Raw genomic sequence first — 22,589 nt, 5'->3', positions numbered from 1 at the left:
TCCCGAGGAGGGAGCGGGGCCCGGCACCTGCGTGGTTCAGCGGACGAAGACCCCGGCCTGGCCCGCCAGGTCCAGGAAGTACTGCGGCGCCACACCCAGCACCAGCGTGACCGCCACGCCCACCGCGATCGCCGTCATGGTCAGCGGCGACGGCACGGCGACCGTCGGTCCCTCCGGCCGCGGCTCGCTGAAGAACATGAGCACGATCACGCGGATGTAGAAGAACGCCGCGATGGCCGACGAGATCACACCGACCACGACCAGCGCGCCCGCGCCGCCCTCGGCCGCCGCCTTGAACACGGCGAACTTCCCGGCGAAACCGGAGGTCAGCGGGATGCCCGCGAAGGCCAGCAGATACACCGCGAACACGGCCGCCACCAGCGGGGACCTTCGTCCGAGGCCCGCCCACTTGGACAGGTGCGTGGCCTCGCCGCCCGCGTCCCGTACGAGCGTCACGACGGCGAAGGCACCGATCGTGACGAACGAGTACGCGCCCAGGTAGAAGAGCACCGACGAGACGCCGTCCGGCGAGGTCGCGATGACACCCGCGAGGATGAAGCCCGCGTGCGCGATCGACGAGTACGCCAGCAACCGCTTGATGTCGGTCTGGGTGATCGCGACGATCGCGCCACCCAGCATGGTGACGATCGCGACGGCCCACATGACCGGCCGCCAGTCCCAGCGCAGTCCCGGCAGGACGACGTACAGCAGACGCAGCAGCGCGCCGAAGGCGGCCACCTTCGTCGCCGCCGCCATGAAGCCGGTGACCGGTGTCGGCGCGCCCTGGTAGACGTCCGGCGTCCACATGTGGAACGGCACCGCGCCGACCTTGAACAGCAGGCCCATGACGACCATGGCGGCGCCGATGAGCAGCAGCGCGTCATTGCCCATGGTGCCGGCGAGCGCCGGGTCGACATTGGCGATGGTGCCGTCGACGACCTGCGCGATCGTCGCGTACGACACCGAGCCCGCGTAGCCGTACAGCAGGGCGATGCCGAAGAGCGTGAACGCGGAGGCGAAGGCGCCGAGCAGGAAGTACTTGACCGCGGCCTCCTGCGACATGAGCCGCTTGCGGCGGGCCACCGCGCACAGGAGGTAGAGCGGCAGCGAGAAGACTTCCAGCGCGATGAACAGCGTCAACAGGTCGTTGGCCGACGGGAAGACCAGCATGCCGCCGATCGCGAAGAGCAGGAGCGGGAACACCTCGGTAGTGGTGAACCCGGCCTTCACCGCGGCCTTCTCGCTGTCGCTGCCGGGCACGGACGCGGCCTGCGCGGCGAACGAGTCGACGCGGTTGCCGTGCGCCTCCGGGTCGAGCCGCCGCTCGGCGAAGGTGAACACGCCGAGCAGACCGGCAAGGAGGATCGTGCCCTGGAGAAACAGTGCGGGCCCGTCGACCGCGATCGCGCCCATCGCCGCGATGTGCGCCTTCGTGGTGCCGTATCCGCCCGCCGCGAGCGCGATGACGGCAGCGAACGCGGCGGCGAGCGCCACGACGGACACGAACACCTGGGCGTAGTAGCGCGACTTGCGCGGCACGAGCGCCTCGATCAGCACCCCGACGACCGCCGCGCCGATGACGATCAAGGTGGGTGACAATTGCCCGTATTCGATCTTCGGCGCGTCGATCTTGGAGATCGGGTCGGCCGCGGTTGTCCACAGGCTGTGGACGGCTGCTGCGCTCACTTGGCCGCCTCCACCTCGGGCTTGGGGTCCGTCTTGTGTACGTCTGACATGGTCTGGTTGACCGCCGGGTTGACGATGTCGGTGACCGGCTTCGGGTAGACGCCCAGGAAGATCAGCAGGGCGATCAGGGGAGCGACCACCAGGAGCTCGCGCACCCTGAGGTCGGGCATCTTGGCGACCTCCTCCTTCACCGGGCCCGTCATCGTCCGCTGGTAGAGGACGAGTGTGTAGAGCGCGGCGAGGACGATGCCGAAGGTGGCGATGATGCCGACGGCCGGGTAGCGCGTGAACGTGCCCACCAGGACAAGGAATTCACTCACGAAGGGCGCGAGCCCGGGGAGCGAGAGGGTCGCGAGTGCGCCGATCAGGAAGGTGCCCGCGAGCACCGGGGCGACCTTCTGCACCCCTCCGTAGTCGGCGATCAGACGCGAACCGCGCCGCGAGATCAGGAAGCCCGCCACCAGCATCAGGGCGGCCGTCGAGATCCCGTGGTTGACCATGTACAGCGTCGCGCCCGACTGGCCCTGGCTGGTCATCGCGAAGATGCCCATGATGATGAACCCGAAGTGCGAGATCGACGCGTACGCGACCAGCCGCTTGATGTCCCGCTGGCCCACCGCGAGCAGCGCCCCGTAGATGATGCTGATGAGCGCCAGTACGAGGATGACCGGCGTCGCCCACTTCGACGCCTCCGGGAACAGCTGGAGGCAGAAGCGCAGCATCGCGAAGGTGCCGACCTTGTCGACCACCGCGGTGATCAGTACCGCGACCGGGGCGGTGGCCTCACCCATGGCATTGGGCAACCAGGTGTGCAGCGGCCACAGCGGCGCCTTCACCGCGAACGCGAAGAAGAAGCCCAGGAACAGCCACCGCTCCGTGCTGGTCGCCATGTGCAGCGAGCCGTTGGCCCGCGCCTGCACGATCTCCGGGAGCGAGAAGTTTCCGGCCACTACATAGAGGCCGATTACGGCGGCCAGCATGATCAGGCCGCCGACCAGGTTGTAGAGGAGGAACTTCACGGCGGCGTAGGAGCGTTGGGTCGCCGCGGCCTTGTCGCCGTGCTCGTGAGCCCTGTCTCCGAAGCCGCCGATGAGGAAGTACATCGGGATGAGCATGGCTTCGAAGAAGATGTAGAAGAGGAAGACGTCGGTGGCCTCGAAGGAGAGGATCACCATCGCCTCGACGGCCAGGATCAGGGCGAAGAAGCCCTGCGTCGGCCGCCAGCGCCTGCTACCGGTCTCGTGCGGGTCCGCGTCGTGCCAGCCCGCGAGGATCACGAAGGGGATCAGCAGCGCCGTGAGCGCGATGAGCGCCACCGCGATGCCGTCCACCCCCAGCTCGTACCGCACCCCGAAGTCCTTGATCCAGGCGTGGGATTCGGTGAGCTGGTAGCGGTCGCCGTCGGGATCGAAACGCACCAGGGTGACGGCGGCGAGCACCAGGGTGCCGAGCGAGACGAGCAGCGCCAGCCACTTGGCGGCGACGCGCTGCGCGGCCGGCACGGCGGCCGTGGCGATCGCCCCGAGGGCCGGGAGCGCCGCCGTCGCTGTCAGCAGAGGAAAGGACATTGGTATCAGACCGCCCTCATCAGCAGGGTCGCGGCGATGAGGATCGCCGCACCGCCGAACATCGAGACCGCGTAACTGCGCGCATAGCCGTTCTGCAGCCTGCGCAGCCGCCCGGAGAGGCCGCCCATCGAGGCCGCCGTGCCGTTGACGACCCCGTCGACCAGCGAGTGGTCGACGTAGACCAGGGAGCGTGTGAGGTGCTCACCGCCGCGCACCAGCACGACGTGGTTGAAGTCGTCCTGGAGCAGGTCGCGCCGGGCGGCCCGGGTGACCAGGGAACCGCGCGGGGCGACCACCGGGACGGGACGGCGCCCGTACTGGGCGTACGCGATTCCGGCACCGACGACGAGCAGCACCATGGTGGCCAGCGTGACCGTGAGGGCACTGACGGGCGAGTTGCCCTCCTCGTGCCCGGTGACGGGCTCCAGCCAGTGCAGGAAGCGGTCGCCGATGCTGAACAGGCCGCCCGCGAAGACCGATCCGAAGGCCAGCACGATCATGGGGACCGTCATGGACCTGGGCGACTCGTGCGGGTGCGGCTCGTGGCCTTCCGCGTCCGGCTGCCAGCGCTTTTCTCCGAAGAAGGTCATCAGCATCACGCGCGTCATGTAGAACGCGGTGATCGCCGCGCCAAGGAGGGCCGCGCCACCAAGGATCCATCCCTCGGTGCCGCCCTTGGCGAAGGCCGCCTCAATGATCTTGTCCTTGGAGAAGAAGCCGGACAGGCCCGGGAAGCCGATGATGGCGAGGTAGCCGAGGCCGAAGGTGACGAACGTGATCGGCATGTACGTCCTGAGGCCGCCGTACCTCCTCATGTCCACCTCGTCGTTCATGCCGTGCATGACCGAACCGGCACCGAGGAAGAGCCCGGCCTTGAAGAAGCCGTGCGTCACCAGGTGCATGATCGCGAAGACGTAGCCGATGGGGCCGAGGCCCGCCGCGAGGATCATGTAGCCGATCTGCGACATCGTCGAACCGGCGAGCGCCTTCTTGATGTCGTCCTTCGCACAACCGACGATCGCACCGAAGAGGAGCGTGACGGCACCGACCACGGTGACCACCAGCTGCGCGTCGGGCGCGGCGTTGAAGATCGCGCCGGAGCGGACGATCAGGTAGACGCCCGCGGTCACCATCGTCGCGGCGTGGATGAGGGCCGAGACCGGGGTCGGACCCTCCATCGCGTCCCCGAGCCAGGACTGCAGTGGCACCTGGGCGGACTTGCCGCAGGCGGCGAGCAGCAGCATCAGGCCGATGGCGGTGAGCTTGCCCTCGGAGGTGTCGCCCACGCTGTCGAATACCGGCTTGAAGGCGAAGGTCCCGAACGTCGTGAACATCAGCATGATGGCGATCGACAGGCCCATGTCGCCGACGCGGTTGACCAGGAAGGCCTTCTTCGCGGCCGTGGCGGCGCTCGGCTTGTGCTGCCAGAAGCCGATCAGCAGGTACGAGGCGAGGCCGACGCCCTCCCAGCCGACATACAGCAGGAGGTAGTTGTCGGCGAGGACGAGCAACAGCATCGCCGCGAGGAACAGGTTCAGATAGCCGAAGAAGCGACGTCGGCGCTCGTCGTGCTCCATGTACCCGACCGAGTACAGGTGGATCAGCGAGCCGACGCCGGTGATCAGCAGTACGAACGTCATCGACAGCTGGTCGAGCTGGAAGGAGACGTCGGCCTGGAAGTTGCCGACCGAGATCCAGGTGAACAAGTGCTGGCCGATGGCCCGGTGCTCCGCGTTCTTGCCCAGCATGTCGGCGAAGAGCACCACGCCGATCACGAAGGAGGCGGCGGCGAGCGCCGTACCGATCCAGTGGCCGACGGCGTCCAGCCGCCTTCCGCCGCACAGCAGTACGGCCGCTCCGAGCAGAGGCGCCGCTACCAGCAGCGCAATCAGGTTCTCCACGATTCAGCGACCCCTTACAGCTTCATCAGGCTGGCGTCGTCGACCGAGGCCGAGTGGCGGGAACGGAACAGCGACACGATGATCGCGAGCCCGACCACGACCTCCGCGGCGGCGACGACCATCGTGAAGAAGGCGATGATCTGGCCGTCGAGATTGCCGTGCAGACGGGAGAAGGCGACGAACGCGAGGTTGCAGGCGTTGAGCATGAGCTCGACGCACATGAACACCACGATCGCGTTCCGCCTGATCAGCACGCCGGTGGCGCCGATCGTGAACAACAGGGCGGCGAGATAGAGATAGTTGACCGGGTTCACTTCGACGCCTCCCCTGAATTCGTGCGCTCCAGGCGCTCCTCGGCGCGCTGCTCCAGGGCCTTCAGGTCGCTCAGCGCCTCGGTCGACACATCACGGATCTGCCCGCGCTCACGCAGCGTCTTGTTGACGGTCAGCTCGGACGGGGTGCCGTCGGGGAGCAGGCCCGCGATGTCCACCGCGTTGTGCCGGGCGTAGACGCCGGGTGCCGGCAGCGGCGGTAGGTGCTTGCCCTCCCGTACGCGCTGCTCGGACAGCTCGCGCTGGGTCTTGGCGCGCTCGGTGCGCTCGCGATGCGTGAGCACCATGGCGCCGACGGCGGCCGTGATGAGCAGGGCGCCGGTGATTTCGAAGGCGAACACGTACTTCGTGAAGATGAGGGCGGCGAGGCCCTCCACGTTCCCGTTCGCATTGGCCTTGGACAGGCCGTTGAAGTCCTTGATGGACGCGTTGCCGATGCCCGCGCACAGCAGGATGCCGAAGCCGAGCCCGCACAGCAGGGCCAGCCAGCGCTGCCCCTTGATGGTCTCCTTCAGGGAGTCCGCCGCGGTGACACCGACGAGCATGACGACGAAGAGGAACAGCATCATGATCGCGCCGGTGTAGACGACGATCTGCACGATGCCCAGGAAGTAGGCACCGTTGGCGAGGTAGAACACCGCCAGGATGATCATGGTCCCGGCGAGGCAGAGCGCGCTGTGTACGGCCTTCTTCATGAAGACGGTGCACAGGGCGCCGATCACGGCGAAGGTGCCGAGGACCCAGAACTGGAAGGCCTCTCCGGTTGAGGTGGAGTAGGCGGCCAGATTGTTCATGCCTCCACCTCCTCTCCAGCCGGCTCCTCGCCCTTGGAGACGGCGACTTGGCGCTGAGTGCCGGGTGCCGCCTCCGTCACCAGACCCCGGTAGTAGTCCTGCTCGTCCATGCCCGGGTAGATCGCGTGCGGCGTGTCGACCATGCCCTCTTCGAGACCGGCGAGCAGCTGCTCCTTGGTGTAGATGAGGTTGGCGCGGCTGCTGTCGGCGAGCTCGAACTCGTTCGTCATCGTGAGCGCGCGCGTCGGGCACGCCTCGATGCACAGGCCGCACAGGATGCAGCGGGCGTAGTTGATCTGGTAGACGCGGCCGTACCGCTCGCCCGGCGAGTAGCGCTCCTCGTCGGTGTTGTCCGCGCCCTCCACGTAGATGGCGTCCGCGGGACAGGCCCAGGCGCACAGCTCACAGCCGATGCACTTCTCCAGGCCGTCCGGATGGCGGTTGAGCTGGTGCCGGCCGTGGAACCGCGGGGCGGTGGTCTTCTGCTGCTCCGGGTACTGCTCGGTCAGCCGCTTCTTGAACATGGCCTTGAAGGTCACGCCGAAGCCGGCTACGGGGTTCTGGAAACCGGGCTTGGTCTCCTTCGGCTCCTCAGCCATCGGACCCCTCCTTTCCGTCACGAGATCCGCCAATTGATCCGTCACTCGCAGTATCGGACCCACCACTGACAATCAGCTCCCGCTCGCGGCGCGGGCGGCGTCGCGGCACCGGCGGCAGCTCCTGTCCCGGCAGCGGCGGTACGGGGAATCCACCGGCCATCGGGTCGAAGGCGGCGGGTTCGGCGGGCGCCTCCTGGGCGCCCTGCTTGTCGCGGAAGATGTCCGCGACGAACGAGAGCAGCAGCAGGACGAGGACGCCTCCGCCGACGTACAGGGCGATGTCCGCGAAGTCGTAGTTCTCGTTCCTCAGCGTCCGTACGGTCGCGACGAGCATCAGCCAGACCACGGAGACCGGGATGAGGACCTTCCAGCCGAGCTTCATCAGCTGGTCGTAGCGGACGCGCGGGAGCGTGCCGCGCAGCCAGATGAAGAAGAACAGCAGGAGCTGCACCTTCAGCACGAACCAGGCCATCGGCCACCAGCCGTGGTTGGCGCCCTCCCAGAAGGTGCTGATCGGCCAGGGGGCCCGCCAGCCGCCCAGGAAGAGCGTGGTCGACACGGCCGAGACCGTCACCATGTTCACGTACTCGGCGAGCATGAACATCGCGAACTTGATCGACGAGTACTCGGTGTTGAAGCCGCCGACCAGGTCGCCCTCGGACTCCGGCATGTCGAAGGGGGCGCGGTTGGTCTCGCCGACCATCGTCACGATGTAGATCAGGAACGAGACCGGCAGCAGGATGATGTACCAGCGGTCCTGCTGCTGCTCGACGATCGTCGACGTCGACATCGACCCGGAGTAGAGGAAGACCGAGGCGAACGCGGCGCCCATGGCGATCTCGTAGGAGATCATCTGCGCGCAGGACCGCAGACCGCCCAGCAGTGGATAGGTGGATCCAGAACTCCAACCCGCGAGCACGATCCCGTAGATGCCCACCGAGGCGATCGCGAGGACGTAGAGCATCGCGATCGGCAGGTCGGTGAGCTGCATCGTGGTGCGGTGGCCGAAGATCGAGATCTCGTTGTCGGCCGGCCCGAAGGGGATCACCGCGATCGCCATGAAGGCCGGGATGGCCGCGACGATCGGTGCGAGGACGTAGACCACCTTGTCCGCGCGTTTGACGATCACGTCTTCCTTGAGCATCAGTTTGATGCCGTCGGCGAGCGACTGGAGCATGCCCCAGGGGCCGTGCCGGTTGGGGCCGATGCGCAGCTGCATCCAGGCGACGACCTTGCGCTCCCACACGATGGAGAAGAGCACGGTCACCATCAGGAAGGCGAAGCAGAAGACCGCCTTGATGACGACCAGCCACCAGGGGTCGCGGCCGAACATGGAGAGGTCTTCAGCGGCGAGGTACGGCGTCATGCCTCCACCTCCTTGGGGGCCTCGGCGGCGAGGGTCGCCGGGCCGATGCGGACGAGTGCGCCGGGCAGCGCCCCGGTGTCGGAGGCGACGCCCCCTCCGGTGGAGTTCAGCGGGAGCCAGACCACGCGGTCGGGCATCTCGGTGATCTGCAGCGGGAGTTCGACCACTCCGGAGGGACCGGTCACGGCGAGGACGTCGCCGTCCTTGACTCCGGCTTCGGCGGCCGTGGCGGCCGACACGCGCGCGCGTGCGGCGTGCCGGGTCCCGGCGAGCGCCTCGTCGCCCTCCTGGAGGCGGCCCTGGTCGAGCAGCAGCCGGTGCCCGGCCAGCACGGCCTCTCCGGCAGCCGGCCGCGGCAACTGAGCCGCGCTCTCCAGGGGGTCGGTGGCCCGCGGCCCGCCCCAGGCGCCGAGCCGGTCCAGCTCCCTGCGCGCGGTGCGCAGATCCGGCAGACCCAGGTGTACGTCCATGGCGTCGGCCAGCATCTGCAGGACGCGCGCGTCGGTGGGCGCCAGGCGGCGGGTCATCTGGTCGGGCTTGAGCGCGGCCTCGAAGAGGCGGGCCCGGCCCTCCCAGTTGAGGAAGGTGCCCGCCTTCTCGGCAACCGCGGCAACAGGGAGGACGACGTCGGCGTGCTCGGTGACCTCGTTGGGGCGCAGTTCCAGCGACACCAGGAAGCCCACTTCGGAAAGTGCCGCACGCGCGCGTGCCGGGTCGGGAAGGTCGGCGACCTCCACGCCCGCGACCACCAGGGCCCGCAGTTCGCCACCGGCGGCGGCCTCGACGATCTGGCCGGTGTCGCGGCCGTAGCGGTGCGGGAGTTCGGAGACGCCCCAGGCGGCCGCGACCTCCTCCCGCGCGCGCGGGTCGGTGGCCGGACGTCCGCCCGGCAGCAGCGACGGCAGCGCTCCCGCCTCGATCGCGCCGCGCTCCCCGGCCCGGCGCGGAATCCACACCAGTTCGGCGCCGGTCGCGGACGCGGCCCGTACGGCGGCGGTGAGCCCGCCCGCCACGGCCGCGAGCCGCTCGCCGACGACGATCACCGCGCCCTCGGTGCGCAGGACCTCGGCTGCCTTCGCGCCGTCGCCCTCCAGGCCGACGCCGCTCGCGAGGGCGTCCAGCCATTCGGTCTCGGTGCCGGGCGCGGCGGGCAGCAGCGTGCCGCCCGCCTTCGCCAGACCGCGCGTCGCGTGCGTGGCGATCGAGAAGGTCTTCTGCCCGTGCCCGCGCCACGCCTTGCGCAGCCGCAGGAAGACGCCGGGCGCCTCCTCCTCGGACTCGAATCCGGCGAGCAGGACGGCGGGCGCCTTCTCCAGAGAGGTGTACGTGACGCCCGTACCGTCGAGGTCCCGTCCGCGTCCGGCGACCCGGGCTGCCAGGAAGTCGGCCTCCTCGGCGCTGTGCACGCGCGCGCGGAAGTCGATGTCGTTCGTGTCGAGGGCCACGCGCGCGAACTTGCTGTAGGCGTAGGCGTCTTCGACGGTGAGACGGCCGCCGGTCAGGACGCCGGTCCGGCCCCGAGCCGCGGACAGCCCCTCAGCGGCAGCCGACAGGGCCTCCGGCCAGGAGGCGGGTTCGAGGACACCGTCGGCGTTGCGCACCAGAGGCGTGTCCAGCCGGTCCCGCTGCTGCGCGTACCGGAACGCGAACCGCCCCTTGTCGCACAGCCACTCCTCGTTGACCTCGGGGTCGGGCGCGGCGAGGCGCCGCATGACCTTGCCGCGCCGGTGGTCGGTGCGCGTGGCGCAGCCGCCGGAGCAGTGCTCGCACACGGAGTGCGAGGAGATGAGGTCGAAGGGGCGCGAGCGGAAGCGATACGCCGCCGACGTCAGCGCGCCCACCGGGCAGATCTGGATCGTGTTCCCGGAGAAGTACGACTCGAAGGGGTCGCCCTCACCGGTGCCGACCTGCTGGAGCGCGCCCCGCTCGAGCAGTTCGATCATCGGGTCGCCCGCGATCTGGTTGCTGAACCGGGTGCAGCGGGCGCACAGCACACACCGCTCGCGGTCGAGCAGCACCTGTGTGGAGATCGGGACCGGCTTCTCGTACGTCCGCTTCTTGCCTTCGAAGCGGGACTCGGCGTGGCCGTGCGACATGGCCTGGTTCTGCAGCGGGCACTCGCCGCCCTTGTCGCAGACCGGGCAGTCCAGCGGGTGGTTGATGAGCAGGAGCTCCATCACACCCTTCTGGGCCTTCTCGGCGACGGGCGAGGTGAGATGGGTCTTGACGACCATCCCGTCCGTACACGTGATCGTGCAGGACGCCATCGGCTTGCGCTGGCCCTCGACCTCGACGATGCACTGGCGGCAGGCACCGGCCGGGTCGAGCAGCGGATGGTCGCAGAACCGGGGGATCTCGATGCCGAGTTGTTCGGCGGCCCGGATGACCAGGGTGCCCTTGGGCACGCTGATCTCCACGCCGTCGATCGTCAGCGAGACGAGATCCTCCGGCGGGACCGCCGCCTCCCCGCCTCCGGAGGGAGCGCTGGTGGTCACGGTCATGCGTTCACCTCCGTGTGCTGGTCCGCCCAGAGAGTCGACTTGGCCGGGTCGAAGGGGCAGCCGCGGCCCGTGATGTGCTGCTCGTACTCCTCGCGGAAGTACTTGAGCGAGGAGAAGATCGGCGAGGCGGCGCCGTCGCCGAGGGCGCAGAAGGACTTGCCGTTGATGTTGTCGGCGATGTCGTTCAGCTTGTCGAGGTCGGACATGACGCCCTTGCCGGCCTCGATGTCGCGCAGCAACTGCACCAGCCAGTAGGTGCCTTCGCGGCACGGCGTGCACTTGCCGCAGGACTCATGGGCGTAGAACTCGGTCCAGCGGGTGACGGCGCGGACGACGCACGTCGTCTCGTCGAAGCACTGCAGCGCCTTGGTCCCGAGCATGGAACCCGCGGCACCCACTCCTTCGTAATCAAGAGGGACGTCGAGGTGCTCGTCGGTGAACATCGGCGTCGAGGAGCCGCCCGGCGTCCAGAACTTCAGCCGGTGTCCGGGGCGCATCCCGCCGCTCATGTCGAGGAGTTGACGGAGTGTGATGCCGAGCGGTGCCTCGTACTGGCCGGGATTGGCGACGTGGCCGCTGAGCGAGTAGAGCGTGAAGCCGGGGGACTTCTCGCTGCCCATCGACCGGAACCATTCCTTGCCTTTTTGCAGAATTGCGGGAACTGACGCGATCGACTCGACGTTATTTACGACAGTTGGGCACGCGTAGAGGCCCGCGACGGCAGGGAAAGGGGGACGAAGCCGCGGTTGACCACGGCGGCCTTCGAGCGAGTCGAGCAGTGCGGTCTCCTCACCACAGATGTACGCGCCCGCGCCCGCGTGCACGGTGAGCTGGAGGTCGAGTCCACTGCCCAGGATGTTCTCGCCGAGGTAGCCCGCCGCGTAGGCCTCACGCACGGCCTCGTGCAACCGCCGCAGTACAGGGACCACTTCACCGCGCAGATAGATGAAGGCATGCGAAGACCGGATGGCATAACACGCGATCACAATGCCCTCGATGAGGCTATGCGGGTTCGCGAACAGGAGCGGGATGTCCTTGCAGGTTCCCGGCTCCGATTCGTCGGCGTTGACAACTAGATAGTGAGGTTTGCCATCACCCTGAGGAATGAACTGCCACTTCATTCCGGTGGGGAATCCCGCGCCCCCGCGGCCGCGCAGTCCGGAGTCCTTGACGTACGCGATCAGGTCGTCCGGCGACATGGCCAGCGCCTTGCGCAGCCCCTCGTACCCCTCGTGCCTCCGGTAGACGTCGAGCGTCCAGGACTTCTCCTCGTCCCAGAAGGCCGACAGCACGGGTGCGAGCAGCTTCTCGGGGCTCGTCTCATTGATCTCGGTTGTCAACGTCATCACTCCCCCTCCTCGGCGACAGGACCCGCCGGGTGGGACGGGTCGGAGGCCGACGTCTCCTGCGGCGCTTCGTGTGAGCTCAAGTGCTCGGCAGGAGGCTGGTCCTGAGGCGTCCACCCGCCTCGCGGATGCACCACGCGCGCGGGGGCGGCCTCCCCCTTGGCCAGGCGGAGGCCCACCAGTGAGGCGGGTCCCGCGCTGCCGCCCGCCTCGACGGCCCCGGCGCGCTCGTCGGGGAAGCCGGCCAGCATCCGGGCGGTGTCCTTGAACGTGCACAAGGGGGCGCCGCGGGTGGGTGTGACCTGTTCTCCCGCGCGCAGGTCGTCGACGAGGCGCTTCGCGGAGTCCACGGTCTGGTTGTCGAAGAACTCCCAGTTGACCATCACGACCGGCGCGAAGTCGCAGGCCGCGTTGCACTCGATGTGCTCCAGGGTGACCTTGCCGTCGTCGGTGGTCTCGCCGTTGCCGACGCCCAGGTGGTCCTGGAGGGCCTCGAAGATCGCGTCGCCGCCCATGACCGCGCAGAGGGTGTTGGTGCAGACGCCCACCTGGTAGTCACCGCTCGGCTTGCGTCGGTACATCGTGTAGAAGGTCGCGACGGCGGTGACCTCAGCCGTGGTCAGGTCCAGCATGTCCGCGCAGAAATGCATCCCGGTGCGCGTGACATGGCCCTCCTCCGACTGCACGAGATGCAGCAACGGCAGGAGGGCGGACCGGGAGTCCGGGTAGCGGGCGATGATCTCGCGCGCGTCCGCTTCGAGCCTGGCTCGAACGTCGTCCGGGTAGTCGGGCGCGGGCAGTTGCGGCATGCCCAGGCTGACGCCCTCGGAGGGGGTGGTGGTCACCGGTCGACGCCTCCCATCACGGGGTCGATGGACGCGACGGCGACGATGACGTCGGCGACTTGGCCGCCCTCGCACATCGCCGCCATGGCCTGCAGGTTGGTGAAGGACGGGTCACGGAAGTGGACCCGGTAGGGGCGGGTGCCTCCGTCGGAGACGGCGTGCACCCCGAGCTCGCCCTTGGGTGACTCGACCGCCGCGTACGCCTGTCCCGGCGGGACGCGGAAGCCCTCGGTCACCAGCTTGAAGTGGTGGATCAGGGCCTCCATGGATGTGCCCATGATCTTCTTGATGTGATCGAGGGAGTTGCCGAGGCCGTCGGGGCCGAGCGCGAGCTGGGCGGGCCAGGCGATCTTCTTGTCGGCGACCATGACCGGGCCGGGCTGCAGCCGGTCCAGGCACTGCTCGACGATCCGCAGCGACTGGCGCATCTCTTCCAGGCGGATCAGGAAACGCCCGTAGGAGTCGCAGGTGTCGGCGGTCGGGACGTCGAAGTCGTACGTCTCGTAGCCGCAGTACGGCTGGGTCTTGCGCAGGTCGTGCGGCAGGCCGGCCGAGCGGAGGATCGGGCCGGTGGCGCCGAGGGCCATGCAGCCGGCCAGGTCCAGGTAGCCGACGTTCTGCATACGGGCCTTGAAGATGGGGTTCCCGGTGGCGAGCTTGTCGTACTCGGGAAGGTTCTTCTTCATCTTCTTCACGAACTCACGGATCTGGTCCACCGCACCGGGCGGCAGGTCCTGGGCGAGTCCGCCGGGGCGGATGTACGCGTGGTTCATCCGCAGGCCGGTGATCAGCTCGTAGATGTCGAGAATGAGTTCACGATCACGGAAGCCGTAGATCATGATCGTGGTGGCACCCAGCTCCATGCCGCCGGTGGCGATGCACACCAGGTGGGAGGAGAGCCGGTTCAGCTCCATCAGGAGCACGCGGATGATCGTGGCGCGGTCGGGGATCTCGTCCGTGATGCCGAGGAGTTTCTCGACGGCGAGACAGTACGCCGTCTCGTTGAAGAACGGCGTCAGGTAGTCCATGCGCGTCACGAACGTGGTGCCCTGCGTCCACGTGCGGAACTCGAGGTTCTTCTCGATGCCGGTGTGGAGGTAGCCGATGCCGCAGCGGGCCTCGGTGACCGTCTCGCCGTCGATCTCCAGGATGAGCCGGAGCACGCCGTGCGTGGACGGGTGCTGCGGTCCCATGTTGACGATGATGCGCTCGTCGTCGGACTTCGCCGCGGACTGGGCGATCTCGTCCCAGTCTCCACCGGTGACCGTATATACGGTGCCCTCGGTCGTCTCCCGGGCCGAAGCGGCTGATGCCGCAGAAGAAGGGGTCTGCGTGCTCATGAGTACGACCTCCGCTGGTCCGGAGCCGGGATCTGGGCGCCCTTGTACTCGACGGGGATGCCGCCGAGGGGGTAGTCCTTGCGCTGCGGGAAGCCTTGCCAGTCGTCCGGCATCATGATCCGCGTCAGCGCCGGGTGACCGTCGAAGATCAGCCCGAAGAAGTCGTACGTCTCGCGCTCGTGCCAGTCGTTCGTCGGATAGACGGAGACGAGCGAGGGGACGTGCGGGTCGGCGTCGGGGGCGCTGACCTCCAGGCGGATCAGCCGGTTGTGGGTGATCGAGCGCAGGTGGTAGACGGCGTGCAGCTCACGGCCCTTGTCGCTGGGGTAGTGCACTCCGCTCACGCCCGTGCACAGTTCGAAGCGCAGGGCCGGGTCGTCGCGCAGGGTCTGGGCGACGCGGACCAGGTACTCGCGGTCGATGTGGAAGGTGATCTCGTCGCGGTCGACGACCGTCTTCTCGATGGCGTTCGCGGGGACGAGTCCCTGTTCCTCCAGGGCGCCTTCCAGCTCGTCGGCGACTTCGTCGAACCAGCCGCCGTAGGGGCGGGTGGCCGGGCCGGGGAGCCGGATGGAGCGGACCAGGCCGCCGTAGCCGGAGGTGTCGCCGCCGTTGTTGGCGCCGAACATGCCGCGCTGGACGCGGATCTCCTCTCCGCCCTCGCCGCGCTGGCCGGGGAGGTTGGAGGCGCCGAGGTCCTTTTCGGGGTTGACGCCGTTGCCCGACGTGTTCGCCCCGTTACCGTTTGCGTCGCTCACCGCAGCAGGCCCTTCATCTCGATGGTGGGGAGCGCCTTGAGCGCCGCTTCCTCCGCCTCGCGGGCCGCCTCCTCGGCGTTCACGCCGAGCTTGGAGGTCTGGATCTTCTGGTGGAGCTTGAGAATCGCGTCCATCAGCATCTCGGGCCGCGGCGGACAGCCGGGCAAATAGATATCGACCGGGACGATGTGGTCGACGCCCTGCACAATGGCGTAGTTGTTGAACATTCCACCCGATGACGCGCAAACCCCCATGGAGATCACCCACTTGGGGTTGGGCATCTGGTCATAGACCTGCCGCAGCACCGGCGCCATCTTCTGGCTGACCCGGCCGGCCACGATCATGAGGTCCGCCTGGCGCGGTGATCCGCGGAAGACCTCCATGCCGAAGCGCGCCAGGTCGTAGCGCCCAGCGCCGGTCGTCATCATCTCGATGGCGCAGCAGGCGAGTCCGAACGTGGCGGGGAAGACGGACGCCTTGCGCACCCAGCCCGCAGCCTGCTCGACGGTGGTCAGCAGGAATCCGCTCGGCAGCTTTTCTTCGAGTCCCATGTCTTAAAGGCCCCTCAGTCCCATTCCAGGCCGCCGCGCCGCCATACGTACGCGTACGCGACGAAGACGGTGAGCACGAAGAGCAACATCTCCACGAGCCCGAAAACACCCAGGGCGTCGAAGGTGACGGCCCAGGGGTAGAGGAAGACGATCTCGATGTCGAAGACGATGAAGAGCATCGCCGTCAGGTAGTACTTAATGGGGAAGCGCCCGCCGCCGGCCGGCGTGGGGGTCGGCTCGATACCGCACTCGTAGGCTTCGAGCTTGGCGCGGTTGTACCGCTTCGGACCGATCAGCGTGGCCATGACCACGGAGAAGATCGCAAAGCCTGCCCCGAGGGCTCCCAGTACGAGGATCGGCGCATACGCGTTCACGCTCCTCGCTCCTCTCAGTCGGCACTGACTGGTGGCGGTTCGGCGGGCAAGCACTCCCGCTCCGCGAGTCCCACGAGCCCCACCCGTCCCGGCGAAGATCGCGAACATGTGAAGCAGGTCACAAGCCCAACTGCCTCGCATCTTATGCCCGACGCTCTGTGATCTGCGACACGGGGTATTACACAAGCTTTGTGATCTCCACCACCTGACGAACGATCATGAAGTCGGATGAGCGGTGATCTTCATACGCGAAGCGTCCGTGCGATCACCAGAGGTGACATTTCCGCTCGTCACCGCAGGTCCAGGGCGGCGTCTCCATATCAAGAGACTTCCCCTGCATGCAAATTGGTGCTGGACGTGGGGCCTTGGTAGTGGAGCGCATTCACACTTCAGAGGGAGGTGTGTGGACGGGTGTGGACGCGTGCACGCGTTCACGAGCGGAGGGGGTCGGGGTTCACGCGCGAGACGCCACCGCATTGGTGACCGTTCCGTGACCTGTGCCACATCTCCCTATGGGTCAGATAAGCCGGGCTTGGCCATCCGTTGCAACCAGTGGTAGGTGGCGGGCAATTCGGACGTAATGCGGAAAGGCCTTGATCACGGGCTTGATGGGCCGTGTCCCGAATGCCCGTTACGGCGTCAATAAAGAGTGACGCGCGCTGAATTCGGCCGTGGATTGAACAACTGTGGCGCACCCCACGTTTCTTGAAGGTATGGAGGAGCCCCTGGTACCGCTTGTACCCATGTCCCACACCGCTCACATACGCAACCACCGGAAGCCCCGCCGCAACGCGTCGTCGCTCGCGATGCGTGCCGGAGTTGCCGGTGGCGTTCTCAGCACCCTGGCAGTGGCCGGTGCGTCCGGTTCGGCGAACGCTGCCGAGCCCGTGACGCAGACCCTCGAACTGCCCACCCTGACGGCCGACCTGGCCGCCCAGGTCGCGCAGTCCGCGGACGCCACGCAGCAGGCCGCGGCGAACTACGAGCTGCAGGCGGAGCGCGACGCGGCGGCAGCCAAGGCCGCCAAGCAGGCCAAGGCCGACCTCGCCGAGGCCAAGAAGAAGGCGGAGGCCAAGAAGAAGGCGGCCGAGGCCGCGCGCAAGGCCGCCGCCGCCCAGGCCGCCTCGCGCTCCTCCGAGCGGACCACCCTGTCCGCCTCCGCCTCCACGTCCACGACCGTCTCCGCCCCGGCCAGCGGCAGTGTCGCGACCGTCATCGCCTTCCTCAAGGCGCAGGTCGGCGACGCCTACGTCATGGGCGGCACCGGCCCCAACGCGTGGGACTGCTCCGGCCTTGTGCAGGCCGCGTTCAAGCAGGTCGGCGTCGATCTGCCGCGCGTCTCGCAGAGCCAGTCGACGGCCGGTACGCCGGTCTCGCTGTCCAACCTCCAGGTCGGCGACATCCTGTACTGGGGTGCGGCCGGTTCGGCGTACCACGTGGGTGTGTACATCGGTAACGGGCAGTACCTGGATGCGGCCAACCCCTCCAAGGGTGTGGTGATTCAGGACCTTTCGGGCTACCCGGCCACGGGTGCGGTGCGCGTCCTCTGACGCGTACGCGAAGCTTCTGATTCGTCCGCGGGTCTTTTGATGCGTCCGCGGGTGTTCGTTTGATGTGTACGCGGGTCTTTTGATACGTACGGTGTGAGGGCCGCCGCCTCGGGGGCGGCGGCCCTTTCGCCCATCCTGGGTCGAATTCGCCCTATCCGAGGTCGAATGTATTGGGTAGGCCCAGCTTGTAACGGAGTTCGTCCACGCGCTTCAGGGGTTCCATCTCCGGCGGCCGGTACAGCTCCCAGATCTCACAGCGCTCGGCGCCAGAATTGTCCGCGTCCAGGAGGGCGTTGACAGCCCGGCGTGCGGACTCGTTGGCGCCCTCCATGGTCGCCAGGTCCACGTCGGTGCGTACGTAGTCGCCGGCGAGGAAGAAGTTCGGCACGGCGGTCCGGGCGGACGGGCGGTTGTAGAGGGTTCCCGTCGGGTGGATGAGGAGCGGCTCGCGGTTCTGCGGGTCCGGGCCGCCGAGCCCGGTCACCGCCGGGTCCATGAACCAGCCGAGCCGGTCGGCGTCCGTGAGCGTCGTCTTCCCGGAGTCGTTGAGGCCGTCCTTGAGCTGCGTCCAGGTCTCGGCGACGATCTCCTCCTTGCTGCACTCACGGGCCGTCTTGCCGTACAGGATGCCCGGCTTGTCCCACTCCGAGACGATCGCCGAGAGGCAGTCGTGGGCGCTGCCGTCGCCGTAGTCGGCCGAAAAGTCGCGTACGTCCCAGAATTGGGCCTGCCCGATGCCCGTCACCGACCACGGCGAGTCGAGGCAGTTGATGTGCCCGTGCACCACGGGCGTCGGCGTGCGCAGATAGAACTGGATGCCCACCATCCAGTCCGTCTTCAGGGCGTCGCACTTGGCGAGCTGCGGGTCGGCGGCGCGCAGGGCCGGGCCCCAGGTCCCCCGCGCATGCTCCACGGGCATGGCTGAGACGTAGTGGTCGGCGGTGACGGTGCGTTCCTGGCTGCCGTCCGGGGCCGAGACGCGTACGCCGGTGACGCGCCCGCCCGCGTACAGGACCTCGCGCACGTGTGTGCGTGTCACGAACTCGACGCCCAGCGAGCGCAGGTATGTCTCCCAGGGGGCGATCCACGCCTCGCTCGTCGGTGCGTTGAGGACGCGGTCGACATCGGCGTCGCCGTCCATGCCTCGGCCGAGCAGGCCCCACAGCAGCAGGGCCTCGATGATGACGCGACCGACCGTGCGGGTGGAGGCGACCTCGGCGCGGGTGGCGACGAGGTTGCGGGTCTGGCCGATGCCGAGGAGCGTCCGGTACTCCTCGCTCATCTGCTCGGCGCGGATGAAGTCCCACCAGGAGGTCTTCTCCCACTGGTCCTCGCGGCGGGCGTCGCAGCTGGTGAGGTGGACGAGGACACGGTCGGCGAAGTACGCGGCCTCGTGGGCGGGCAGCCGGGTGCCCAGGTCGAGCACGGACAGCAGCTCGTCGCGGATCCAGGACGGGGTGATGTCGCCGGGCGCGGGCGGGGTCGTCGCCCGCCGCAGCGGGAAGTGCAGATCGGGCCGTCCGCTCGCGCGGGCGAAGAGGGCCTCGGTGCCGCCGCGGAGGTTGTCGTGGACGCCGTTCGCGTTGCCGGGGAAGGGAATCCGGCGCATCGTTGCCGGGAGGTTCCGGTAGAAACCGGGGAAGAACCGGAAGCCGTGTTCGCCGGGGAGCGGTTTGCGGCCGCCGCCGGCCGTCCCGGGGACGTCCATCGAGCGGGCCTTGCCGCCGAGGACGTCGTAGTACTCGTAGACGGTCACCGCGTAGCCCCGCTCGGCGAGTTCATGGGCGGCGCTGAGGCCGGAGACGCCGCCGCCGAGGACGGCGACGCGTTTGCCGGAGGCGGCTGCCGCGGCTGAGCCCGGCCATAAGGCGACGGCACCGACAGCTCCGCCGGCTCCCGTCAGGAACCGTCTCCGTGTGTGGCCGGCGTACTCCTGTGGCTGCTCGTTCTGTTCTGTTGTCATGAGTACCGGAGGGTAGGGAGGGACGTCCGAGGACGAAACCCGTCCCACCAGCCGCCCACAGCATCCACACACCAGCTCAAGGAGAACCAGCCATGCCACGTGTGTTCGTCCAGGGAAAGCCCGTCACGTCATACCCCCGGTTGACACCGGAGGCCGCTCGCGGATCGGTGCGGCGGATCACCGAGGTGGGGGAAGAGGTGTTGCACAAGGCGTGCCGGGACGTGACCGAGTTCGGTCCCGACCTCGCCGCGCTCATCGACGACATGTTCCTGACGATGTACGTCGCCGACGGCGCGGGGCTCGCCGCGAATCAGGTCGGCGTCGATCTCAGGCTCTTCGTGTACGACTGCCCGGACGACGACGGCGTCCGGCACGTCGGCCACATCGCCAACCCGGTCCTGGACCAGCTCGACACGGCCGGCCGACGCCTCCTCGACGAGGGCGAGGGGTGCCTGTCCGTACCGGGCGCCGTCATGGACGTACCCCGTCCCGATCGTGCCGTCGTACGCGGCGTCGACAAGGAGGGGAACGCCCTGGTCATCGAGGGGACGGGGTACTTCGCACGCTGCCTCCAACACGAGACCGACCACGTCGACGGGCACGTCTACCTGGACCGGCTGTCCCGGCGGGAGCGGAAGGACGCCCTGCGGCAAGTGGCCGACCGGCGCGAGCGGGTGCTCGCCCGCCGCGCCGTCAAGGAAGCCGAGCTGAGCCGGTAGCCGTGACCGCCGCGCCGTCAAAGAGGCGGAACTCAGCCGGTAGTCAGGCCTTCGGGGCCACCTTCGACAGACCGTTGATGATGCGGTCCATCGCGTCGCCGCCCGTGGGGTCGGTCAGGTTGGCGAGCATCTTCAGCGTGAACTTCATCAGCAGCGGGTGGGTGAGGCCGCGCTGCGTGGCGATCTTCATGACCTTTGGGTTGCCGATGAGCTTCACGAAGGCGCGGCCGAGGGTGTAGTAGCCGCCGTAGGTGTCCTTGAGGACGCGCGGGTAGCGCTGGAGGGCCAGTTCGCGCTGGCCGGGGGTGGCGCGCGCGTGGGCCTGGACGATGACGTCGGCGGCGATCTGGCCGGACTCCATGGCGTAGGCGATGCCCTCGCCGTTGAAGGGGTTCACCAGGCCGCCGGCGTCGCCGACCAGCAACAGGCCCTTCGTGTAGTGCGGTTGGCGGTTGAAGGCCATGGGGAGGGCGGCGCCGCGGATGGGGCCGGTCATGTTCTCGGGGGTGTAGCCCCAGTCCTCCGGCATCGAGGCGCACCACGCCTTCAGGACCTCGCGCCAGTCCAGCTCCTTGAAGGAGGCGGAGGTGTTGAGCACGCCGAGACCGACGTTCGAGGTGCCGTCGCCCATGCCGAAGATCCAGCCGTAGCCCGGGAGGAGACGGTCCTCGCCCGGCCCCCGCCGGTCCCACAGCTCCAGCCAGGACTCCAGGTAGTCGTCCTCGTGGCGCGGAGAGGTGAAGTACGTACGGACCGCGACGCCCATCGGGCGGTCCTCGCGGCGGTGCAGTCCCATCGCCAGCGAGAGACGGGTGGAGTTGCCGTCGGCGGCGACGACCAGCGGCGCGTGGAAGGTGACCTCGCGCTTCTCACCGGTGTCGCCGAGCTTGGCGTGGACGCCGGTGATACGGCCGGTGCGGTCGTCGATGATCGGGGCGCCGACGTTGCAGCGCTCGTACAGCCGCGCGCCCGCCTTCTGCGCCTGCCGCGCCAGCTGCTCGTCGAAGTCGTCCCGCTTGCGGACGAGTCCGTAGTCGGGGAAGGAGGCGAGATCCGGCCAGTCCAGCTGGAGGCGTACGCCGCCGCCGATGATGCGCAGGCCCTTGTTCCGGAGCCAGCCCGCCTCTTCCGAGATGTCGATGCCCATCGAGACGAGCTGCTTGGTGGCGCGCGGGGTCAGCCCGTCACCGCACACCTTCTCGCGCGGGAACGCGGTCTTCTCGAGGAGCAGGACGTCCAGTCCCGCCTTCGCCAGGTAGTACGCGGTGGTGGAACCGGCTGGCCCGGCCCCGACGACGATGACATCGGCGGTGTTTTCGGAGAGGGGCTGGGGCTCGGTCACGGCGGGTTCTCCCCAAGATTCGAAATCAACGTGCCGACGGGCACTGGACATGGGCAGTCTATGCAGCGGTACTGATCACCTGGCTGAAGGGCTGCCCCGTGAACCGAGCTCTCCCCGACGTACAGCTCCGTGTCCCCACGGACGAGGACGCCTTCGCCTGGCACCGGGTCTTCGCCGACCCGGAGGTCATGGAGTTCCACGGGGGCCGGGCGGCCGAGCTGTCCGTGTACGAGGAGCTCACCGCGCGGCAGCGGCGGCACGACGCGGAGCACGGATTCTGTCTGTGGACGATGGTCGACTCGGCGGGCGAGGTGCTGGGCTTCACGGGCGCGCAGCCATGGCCGTACGAGTGGGGGCCGACCGGCCAGATCGAGATCGGCTGGCGGCTCGGGCGGGCGCACTGGGGCAAGGGGTACGTCACGGCGGCCGCGCGCACCACCCTGGAGCGGGTCCGCGCGGCGGGCGTCTCCAGCGTCGTGGCCATGGTCAACGCGCGCAACGAACGCTCCATCGCGGTGACACGACGGCTCGGCATGGAGCTCGCCGAGCGGTTCACGAGTCCGGCGACGGGGCAGGAGGGGCACCGCTACCGGCTGGCCCTGGCCTGACCGCAAGGGCCCTGGGGCGCCTCCGACAGGACCTCTGACGGCTTCCGGAAGGACATGGACGGGGCTTACCCTTCCGGTACCGCTGGGGGTGACGTCTGTGCGCATAACACCCAAGACACCCGAAGTGCGCGTACCGCGGCTCGTGGGCCTGATGGCCGTGGACGCGCGCGAGACGGCCGAGGCGCGAGGTGTGCTGCTCGCCGCGCCCGACCGACCCGACTTCCATCTCACGGTCGTCGACTACGTGGTACGCCAATATCCCCCGCCAGGCGCGGAGATCCCGCGCGGTGCCGTGGTCACCGTGTGGTTCGACCTCGGTGACGCCGAGGGCGGCGCGGGGGTGCGCGAGCCACGGCTGCCACGGCCGCCGTCGGGCGGGATGCGCCGCGAACTCGACGAGCCGGGCGATCCGTTCGAGGTCCTGAGGTGACCGGCACCCCGATCAG

Annotated in this window: 20 protein-coding genes; 4 read left to right on the top strand and 16 right to left on the bottom strand. The window is 68.4% G+C overall.

Features of this window, described 5'->3' with window-relative positions; genetic code table 11:
* Positions 1-36: 36 nt before the first annotated feature.
* From nuoN to ACFY0T_RS10750, 14 genes are read right to left on the bottom strand one after another with little or no spacing between them, the layout of a single operon-like run.
* The gene (gene nuoN / locus ACFY0T_RS10815) at positions 37-1,686 is read right to left on the bottom strand and encodes an NADH-quinone oxidoreductase subunit NuoN (protein WP_388867235.1); all 1,650 of its coding nucleotides are present in this window, start codon (positions 1,684-1,686) and stop codon (positions 37-39) included.
* A complete protein-coding gene (locus tag ACFY0T_RS10810; protein ID WP_388867232.1) occupies positions 1,683-3,254 on the bottom strand; it encodes an NADH-quinone oxidoreductase subunit M in 1,572 nt (523 codons plus the stop codon). The genes nuoN and ACFY0T_RS10810 overlap by 4 nt, the downstream gene beginning before the upstream one ends.
* Positions 3,255-3,259: 5 nt before the next feature.
* Positions 3,260-5,155 carry an NADH-quinone oxidoreductase subunit L gene (nuoL, locus tag ACFY0T_RS10805; protein ID WP_388867229.1) on the bottom strand — a complete coding sequence of 632 codons (1,896 nt, stop codon included), beginning with the start codon at positions 5,153-5,155 and terminating at the stop codon, positions 3,260-3,262.
* 14 nt (positions 5,156-5,169) lie between these two features.
* On the bottom strand, positions 5,170-5,469 hold the full coding sequence (gene nuoK, locus ACFY0T_RS10800) for an NADH-quinone oxidoreductase subunit NuoK (RefSeq protein WP_006133113.1): 300 nt from the start codon (positions 5,467-5,469) through the stop codon (positions 5,170-5,172).
* On the bottom strand, positions 5,466-6,281 hold the full coding sequence (locus ACFY0T_RS10795; protein ID WP_388867227.1) for an NADH-quinone oxidoreductase subunit J: 816 nt from the start codon (positions 6,279-6,281) through the stop codon (positions 5,466-5,468). The genes nuoK and ACFY0T_RS10795 overlap by 4 nt, the downstream gene beginning before the upstream one ends.
* Positions 6,278-6,880, bottom strand: coding sequence for an NADH-quinone oxidoreductase subunit NuoI (gene nuoI, locus ACFY0T_RS10790; RefSeq protein ID WP_388867224.1), 603 nt, complete (start codon positions 6,878-6,880; stop codon positions 6,278-6,280). Before nuoI ends, ACFY0T_RS10795 begins: the two co-directional genes overlap by 4 nt.
* Complete coding sequence (gene nuoH / locus ACFY0T_RS10785) at positions 6,873-8,246, bottom strand: NADH-quinone oxidoreductase subunit NuoH (protein ID WP_388867221.1); 1,374 nt, start codon at positions 8,244-8,246, stop codon at positions 6,873-6,875. Before nuoH ends, nuoI begins: the two co-directional genes overlap by 8 nt.
* Positions 8,243-10,747, bottom strand: a complete 2,505-nt coding sequence (locus ACFY0T_RS10780) for an NADH-quinone oxidoreductase subunit G (protein WP_388867218.1) — start codon at positions 10,745-10,747, stop codon at positions 8,243-8,245. The genes nuoH and ACFY0T_RS10780 overlap by 4 nt, the downstream gene beginning before the upstream one ends.
* Positions 10,744-12,093 carry an NADH-quinone oxidoreductase subunit NuoF gene (nuoF, locus tag ACFY0T_RS10775; protein WP_388867215.1) on the bottom strand — a complete coding sequence of 450 codons (1,350 nt, stop codon included), beginning with the start codon at positions 12,091-12,093 and terminating at the stop codon, positions 10,744-10,746. The genes ACFY0T_RS10780 and nuoF overlap by 4 nt, the downstream gene beginning before the upstream one ends.
* The gene (gene nuoE, locus ACFY0T_RS10770) at positions 12,093-12,938 is read right to left on the bottom strand and encodes an NADH-quinone oxidoreductase subunit NuoE (RefSeq protein WP_388867212.1); all 846 of its coding nucleotides are present in this window, start codon (positions 12,936-12,938) and stop codon (positions 12,093-12,095) included. Before nuoE ends, nuoF begins: the two co-directional genes overlap by 1 nt.
* Positions 12,935-14,278, bottom strand: a complete 1,344-nt coding sequence (locus tag ACFY0T_RS10765) for an NADH-quinone oxidoreductase subunit D (protein WP_388867209.1) — start codon at positions 14,276-14,278, stop codon at positions 12,935-12,937. The genes nuoE and ACFY0T_RS10765 overlap by 4 nt, the downstream gene beginning before the upstream one ends.
* Positions 14,275-15,036, bottom strand: coding sequence for an NADH-quinone oxidoreductase subunit C (locus ACFY0T_RS10760; RefSeq protein WP_388867206.1), 762 nt, complete (start codon positions 15,034-15,036; stop codon positions 14,275-14,277). Before ACFY0T_RS10760 ends, ACFY0T_RS10765 begins: the two co-directional genes overlap by 4 nt.
* Positions 15,033-15,587, bottom strand: coding sequence for an NADH-quinone oxidoreductase subunit B family protein (locus ACFY0T_RS10755; protein ID WP_003998928.1), 555 nt, complete (start codon positions 15,585-15,587; stop codon positions 15,033-15,035). Before ACFY0T_RS10755 ends, ACFY0T_RS10760 begins: the two co-directional genes overlap by 4 nt.
* Before the next feature lie 14 nt (positions 15,588-15,601).
* Positions 15,602-15,961, bottom strand: coding sequence for an NADH-quinone oxidoreductase subunit A (locus tag ACFY0T_RS10750; RefSeq protein ID WP_007383963.1), 360 nt, complete (start codon positions 15,959-15,961; stop codon positions 15,602-15,604).
* A gap of 713 nt (positions 15,962-16,674) precedes the next feature.
* On the opposite strand from ACFY0T_RS10750, the gene ACFY0T_RS10745 reads away from it, so the two are divergent.
* Positions 16,675-17,511 (top strand): C40 family peptidase, encoded by an 837-nt coding sequence (locus ACFY0T_RS10745; RefSeq protein WP_388867203.1) that lies wholly within the window; start codon positions 16,675-16,677, stop codon positions 17,509-17,511.
* A 151-nt stretch (positions 17,512-17,662) separates the two neighbouring features.
* Here ACFY0T_RS10745 and ACFY0T_RS10740 read toward each other — a convergent pair whose 3' ends face one another.
* A complete protein-coding gene (locus ACFY0T_RS10740; protein ID WP_388867200.1) occupies positions 17,663-19,474 on the bottom strand; it encodes an FAD-dependent oxidoreductase in 1,812 nt (603 codons plus the stop codon).
* 92 nt (positions 19,475-19,566) lie between these two features.
* Between ACFY0T_RS10740 and def the strand changes: the two genes are divergently transcribed.
* Positions 19,567-20,193 carry a peptide deformylase gene (gene def, locus ACFY0T_RS10735; protein WP_388867197.1) on the top strand — a complete coding sequence of 209 codons (627 nt, stop codon included), beginning with the start codon at positions 19,567-19,569 and terminating at the stop codon, positions 20,191-20,193.
* Between the two features lie 43 nt (positions 20,194-20,236).
* On the opposite strand, the gene ACFY0T_RS10730 is transcribed toward def, so the two are convergent.
* Positions 20,237-21,535, bottom strand: a complete 1,299-nt coding sequence (locus ACFY0T_RS10730) for a geranylgeranyl reductase family protein (RefSeq protein WP_388867194.1) — start codon at positions 21,533-21,535, stop codon at positions 20,237-20,239.
* Positions 21,536-21,633: 98 nt separating this feature from the next.
* Between ACFY0T_RS10730 and ACFY0T_RS10725 the strand changes: the two genes are divergently transcribed.
* Together ACFY0T_RS10725 and ACFY0T_RS10720 are read left to right on the top strand one after the other, a co-directional pair.
* Positions 21,634-22,143 carry a GNAT family N-acetyltransferase gene (locus ACFY0T_RS10725; RefSeq protein ID WP_388867191.1) on the top strand — a complete coding sequence of 170 codons (510 nt, stop codon included), beginning with the start codon at positions 21,634-21,636 and terminating at the stop codon, positions 22,141-22,143.
* 97 nt (positions 22,144-22,240) lie between these two features.
* A complete protein-coding gene (locus ACFY0T_RS10720) occupies positions 22,241-22,573 on the top strand; it encodes a PASTA domain-containing protein (RefSeq protein WP_388867189.1) in 333 nt (110 codons plus the stop codon).
* Positions 22,574-22,589 lie beyond the last annotated feature (16 nt).

It is taken from the genome of Streptomyces sp. NPDC001530, assembly GCF_042894545.1.
Classification (GTDB): Bacteria; Actinomycetota; Actinomycetes; order Streptomycetales; family Streptomycetaceae; genus Streptomyces.
Note: the sequence above shows the minus strand (reverse complement) of the source record. Positions and strands in the feature narration are given on the sequence as shown.

Coding starts and splice junctions, on each gene's coding strand:
- ACFY0T_RS10810 (WP_388867232.1), bottom strand. CDS start 3,254: ATGTCCTTTCCTCTGCTGACAGCGACGGCGGCGCTCCCGGCCCTCGGG.
- ACFY0T_RS10795 (WP_388867227.1), bottom strand. CDS start 6,281: ATGAACAATCTGGCCGCCTACTCCACCTCAACCGGAGAGGCCTTCCAG.
- nuoI (WP_388867224.1), bottom strand. CDS start 6,880: ATGGCTGAGGAGCCGAAGGAGACCAAGCCCGGTTTCCAGAACCCCGTA.
- nuoH (WP_388867221.1), bottom strand. CDS start 8,246: ATGACGCCGTACCTCGCCGCTGAAGACCTCTCCATGTTCGGCCGCGAC.
- ACFY0T_RS10780 (WP_388867218.1), bottom strand. CDS start 10,747: ATGACCGTGACCACCAGCGCTCCCTCCGGAGGCGGGGAGGCGGCGGTC.
- nuoF (WP_388867215.1), bottom strand. CDS start 12,093: ATGACGTTGACAACCGAGATCAATGAGACGAGCCCCGAGAAGCTGCTC.
- ACFY0T_RS10765 (WP_388867209.1), bottom strand. CDS start 14,278: ATGAGCACGCAGACCCCTTCTTCTGCGGCATCAGCCGCTTCGGCCCGG.
- ACFY0T_RS10755 (WP_003998928.1), bottom strand. CDS start 15,587: ATGGGACTCGAAGAAAAGCTGCCGAGCGGATTCCTGCTGACCACCGTC.
- ACFY0T_RS10745 (WP_388867203.1), top strand. CDS start 16,675: ATGGAGGAGCCCCTGGTACCGCTTGTACCCATGTCCCACACCGCTCAC.
- ACFY0T_RS10740 (WP_388867200.1), bottom strand. CDS start 19,474: ATGACAACAGAACAGAACGAGCAGCCACAGGAGTACGCCGGCCACACA.
- def (WP_388867197.1), top strand. CDS start 19,567: ATGCCACGTGTGTTCGTCCAGGGAAAGCCCGTCACGTCATACCCCCGG.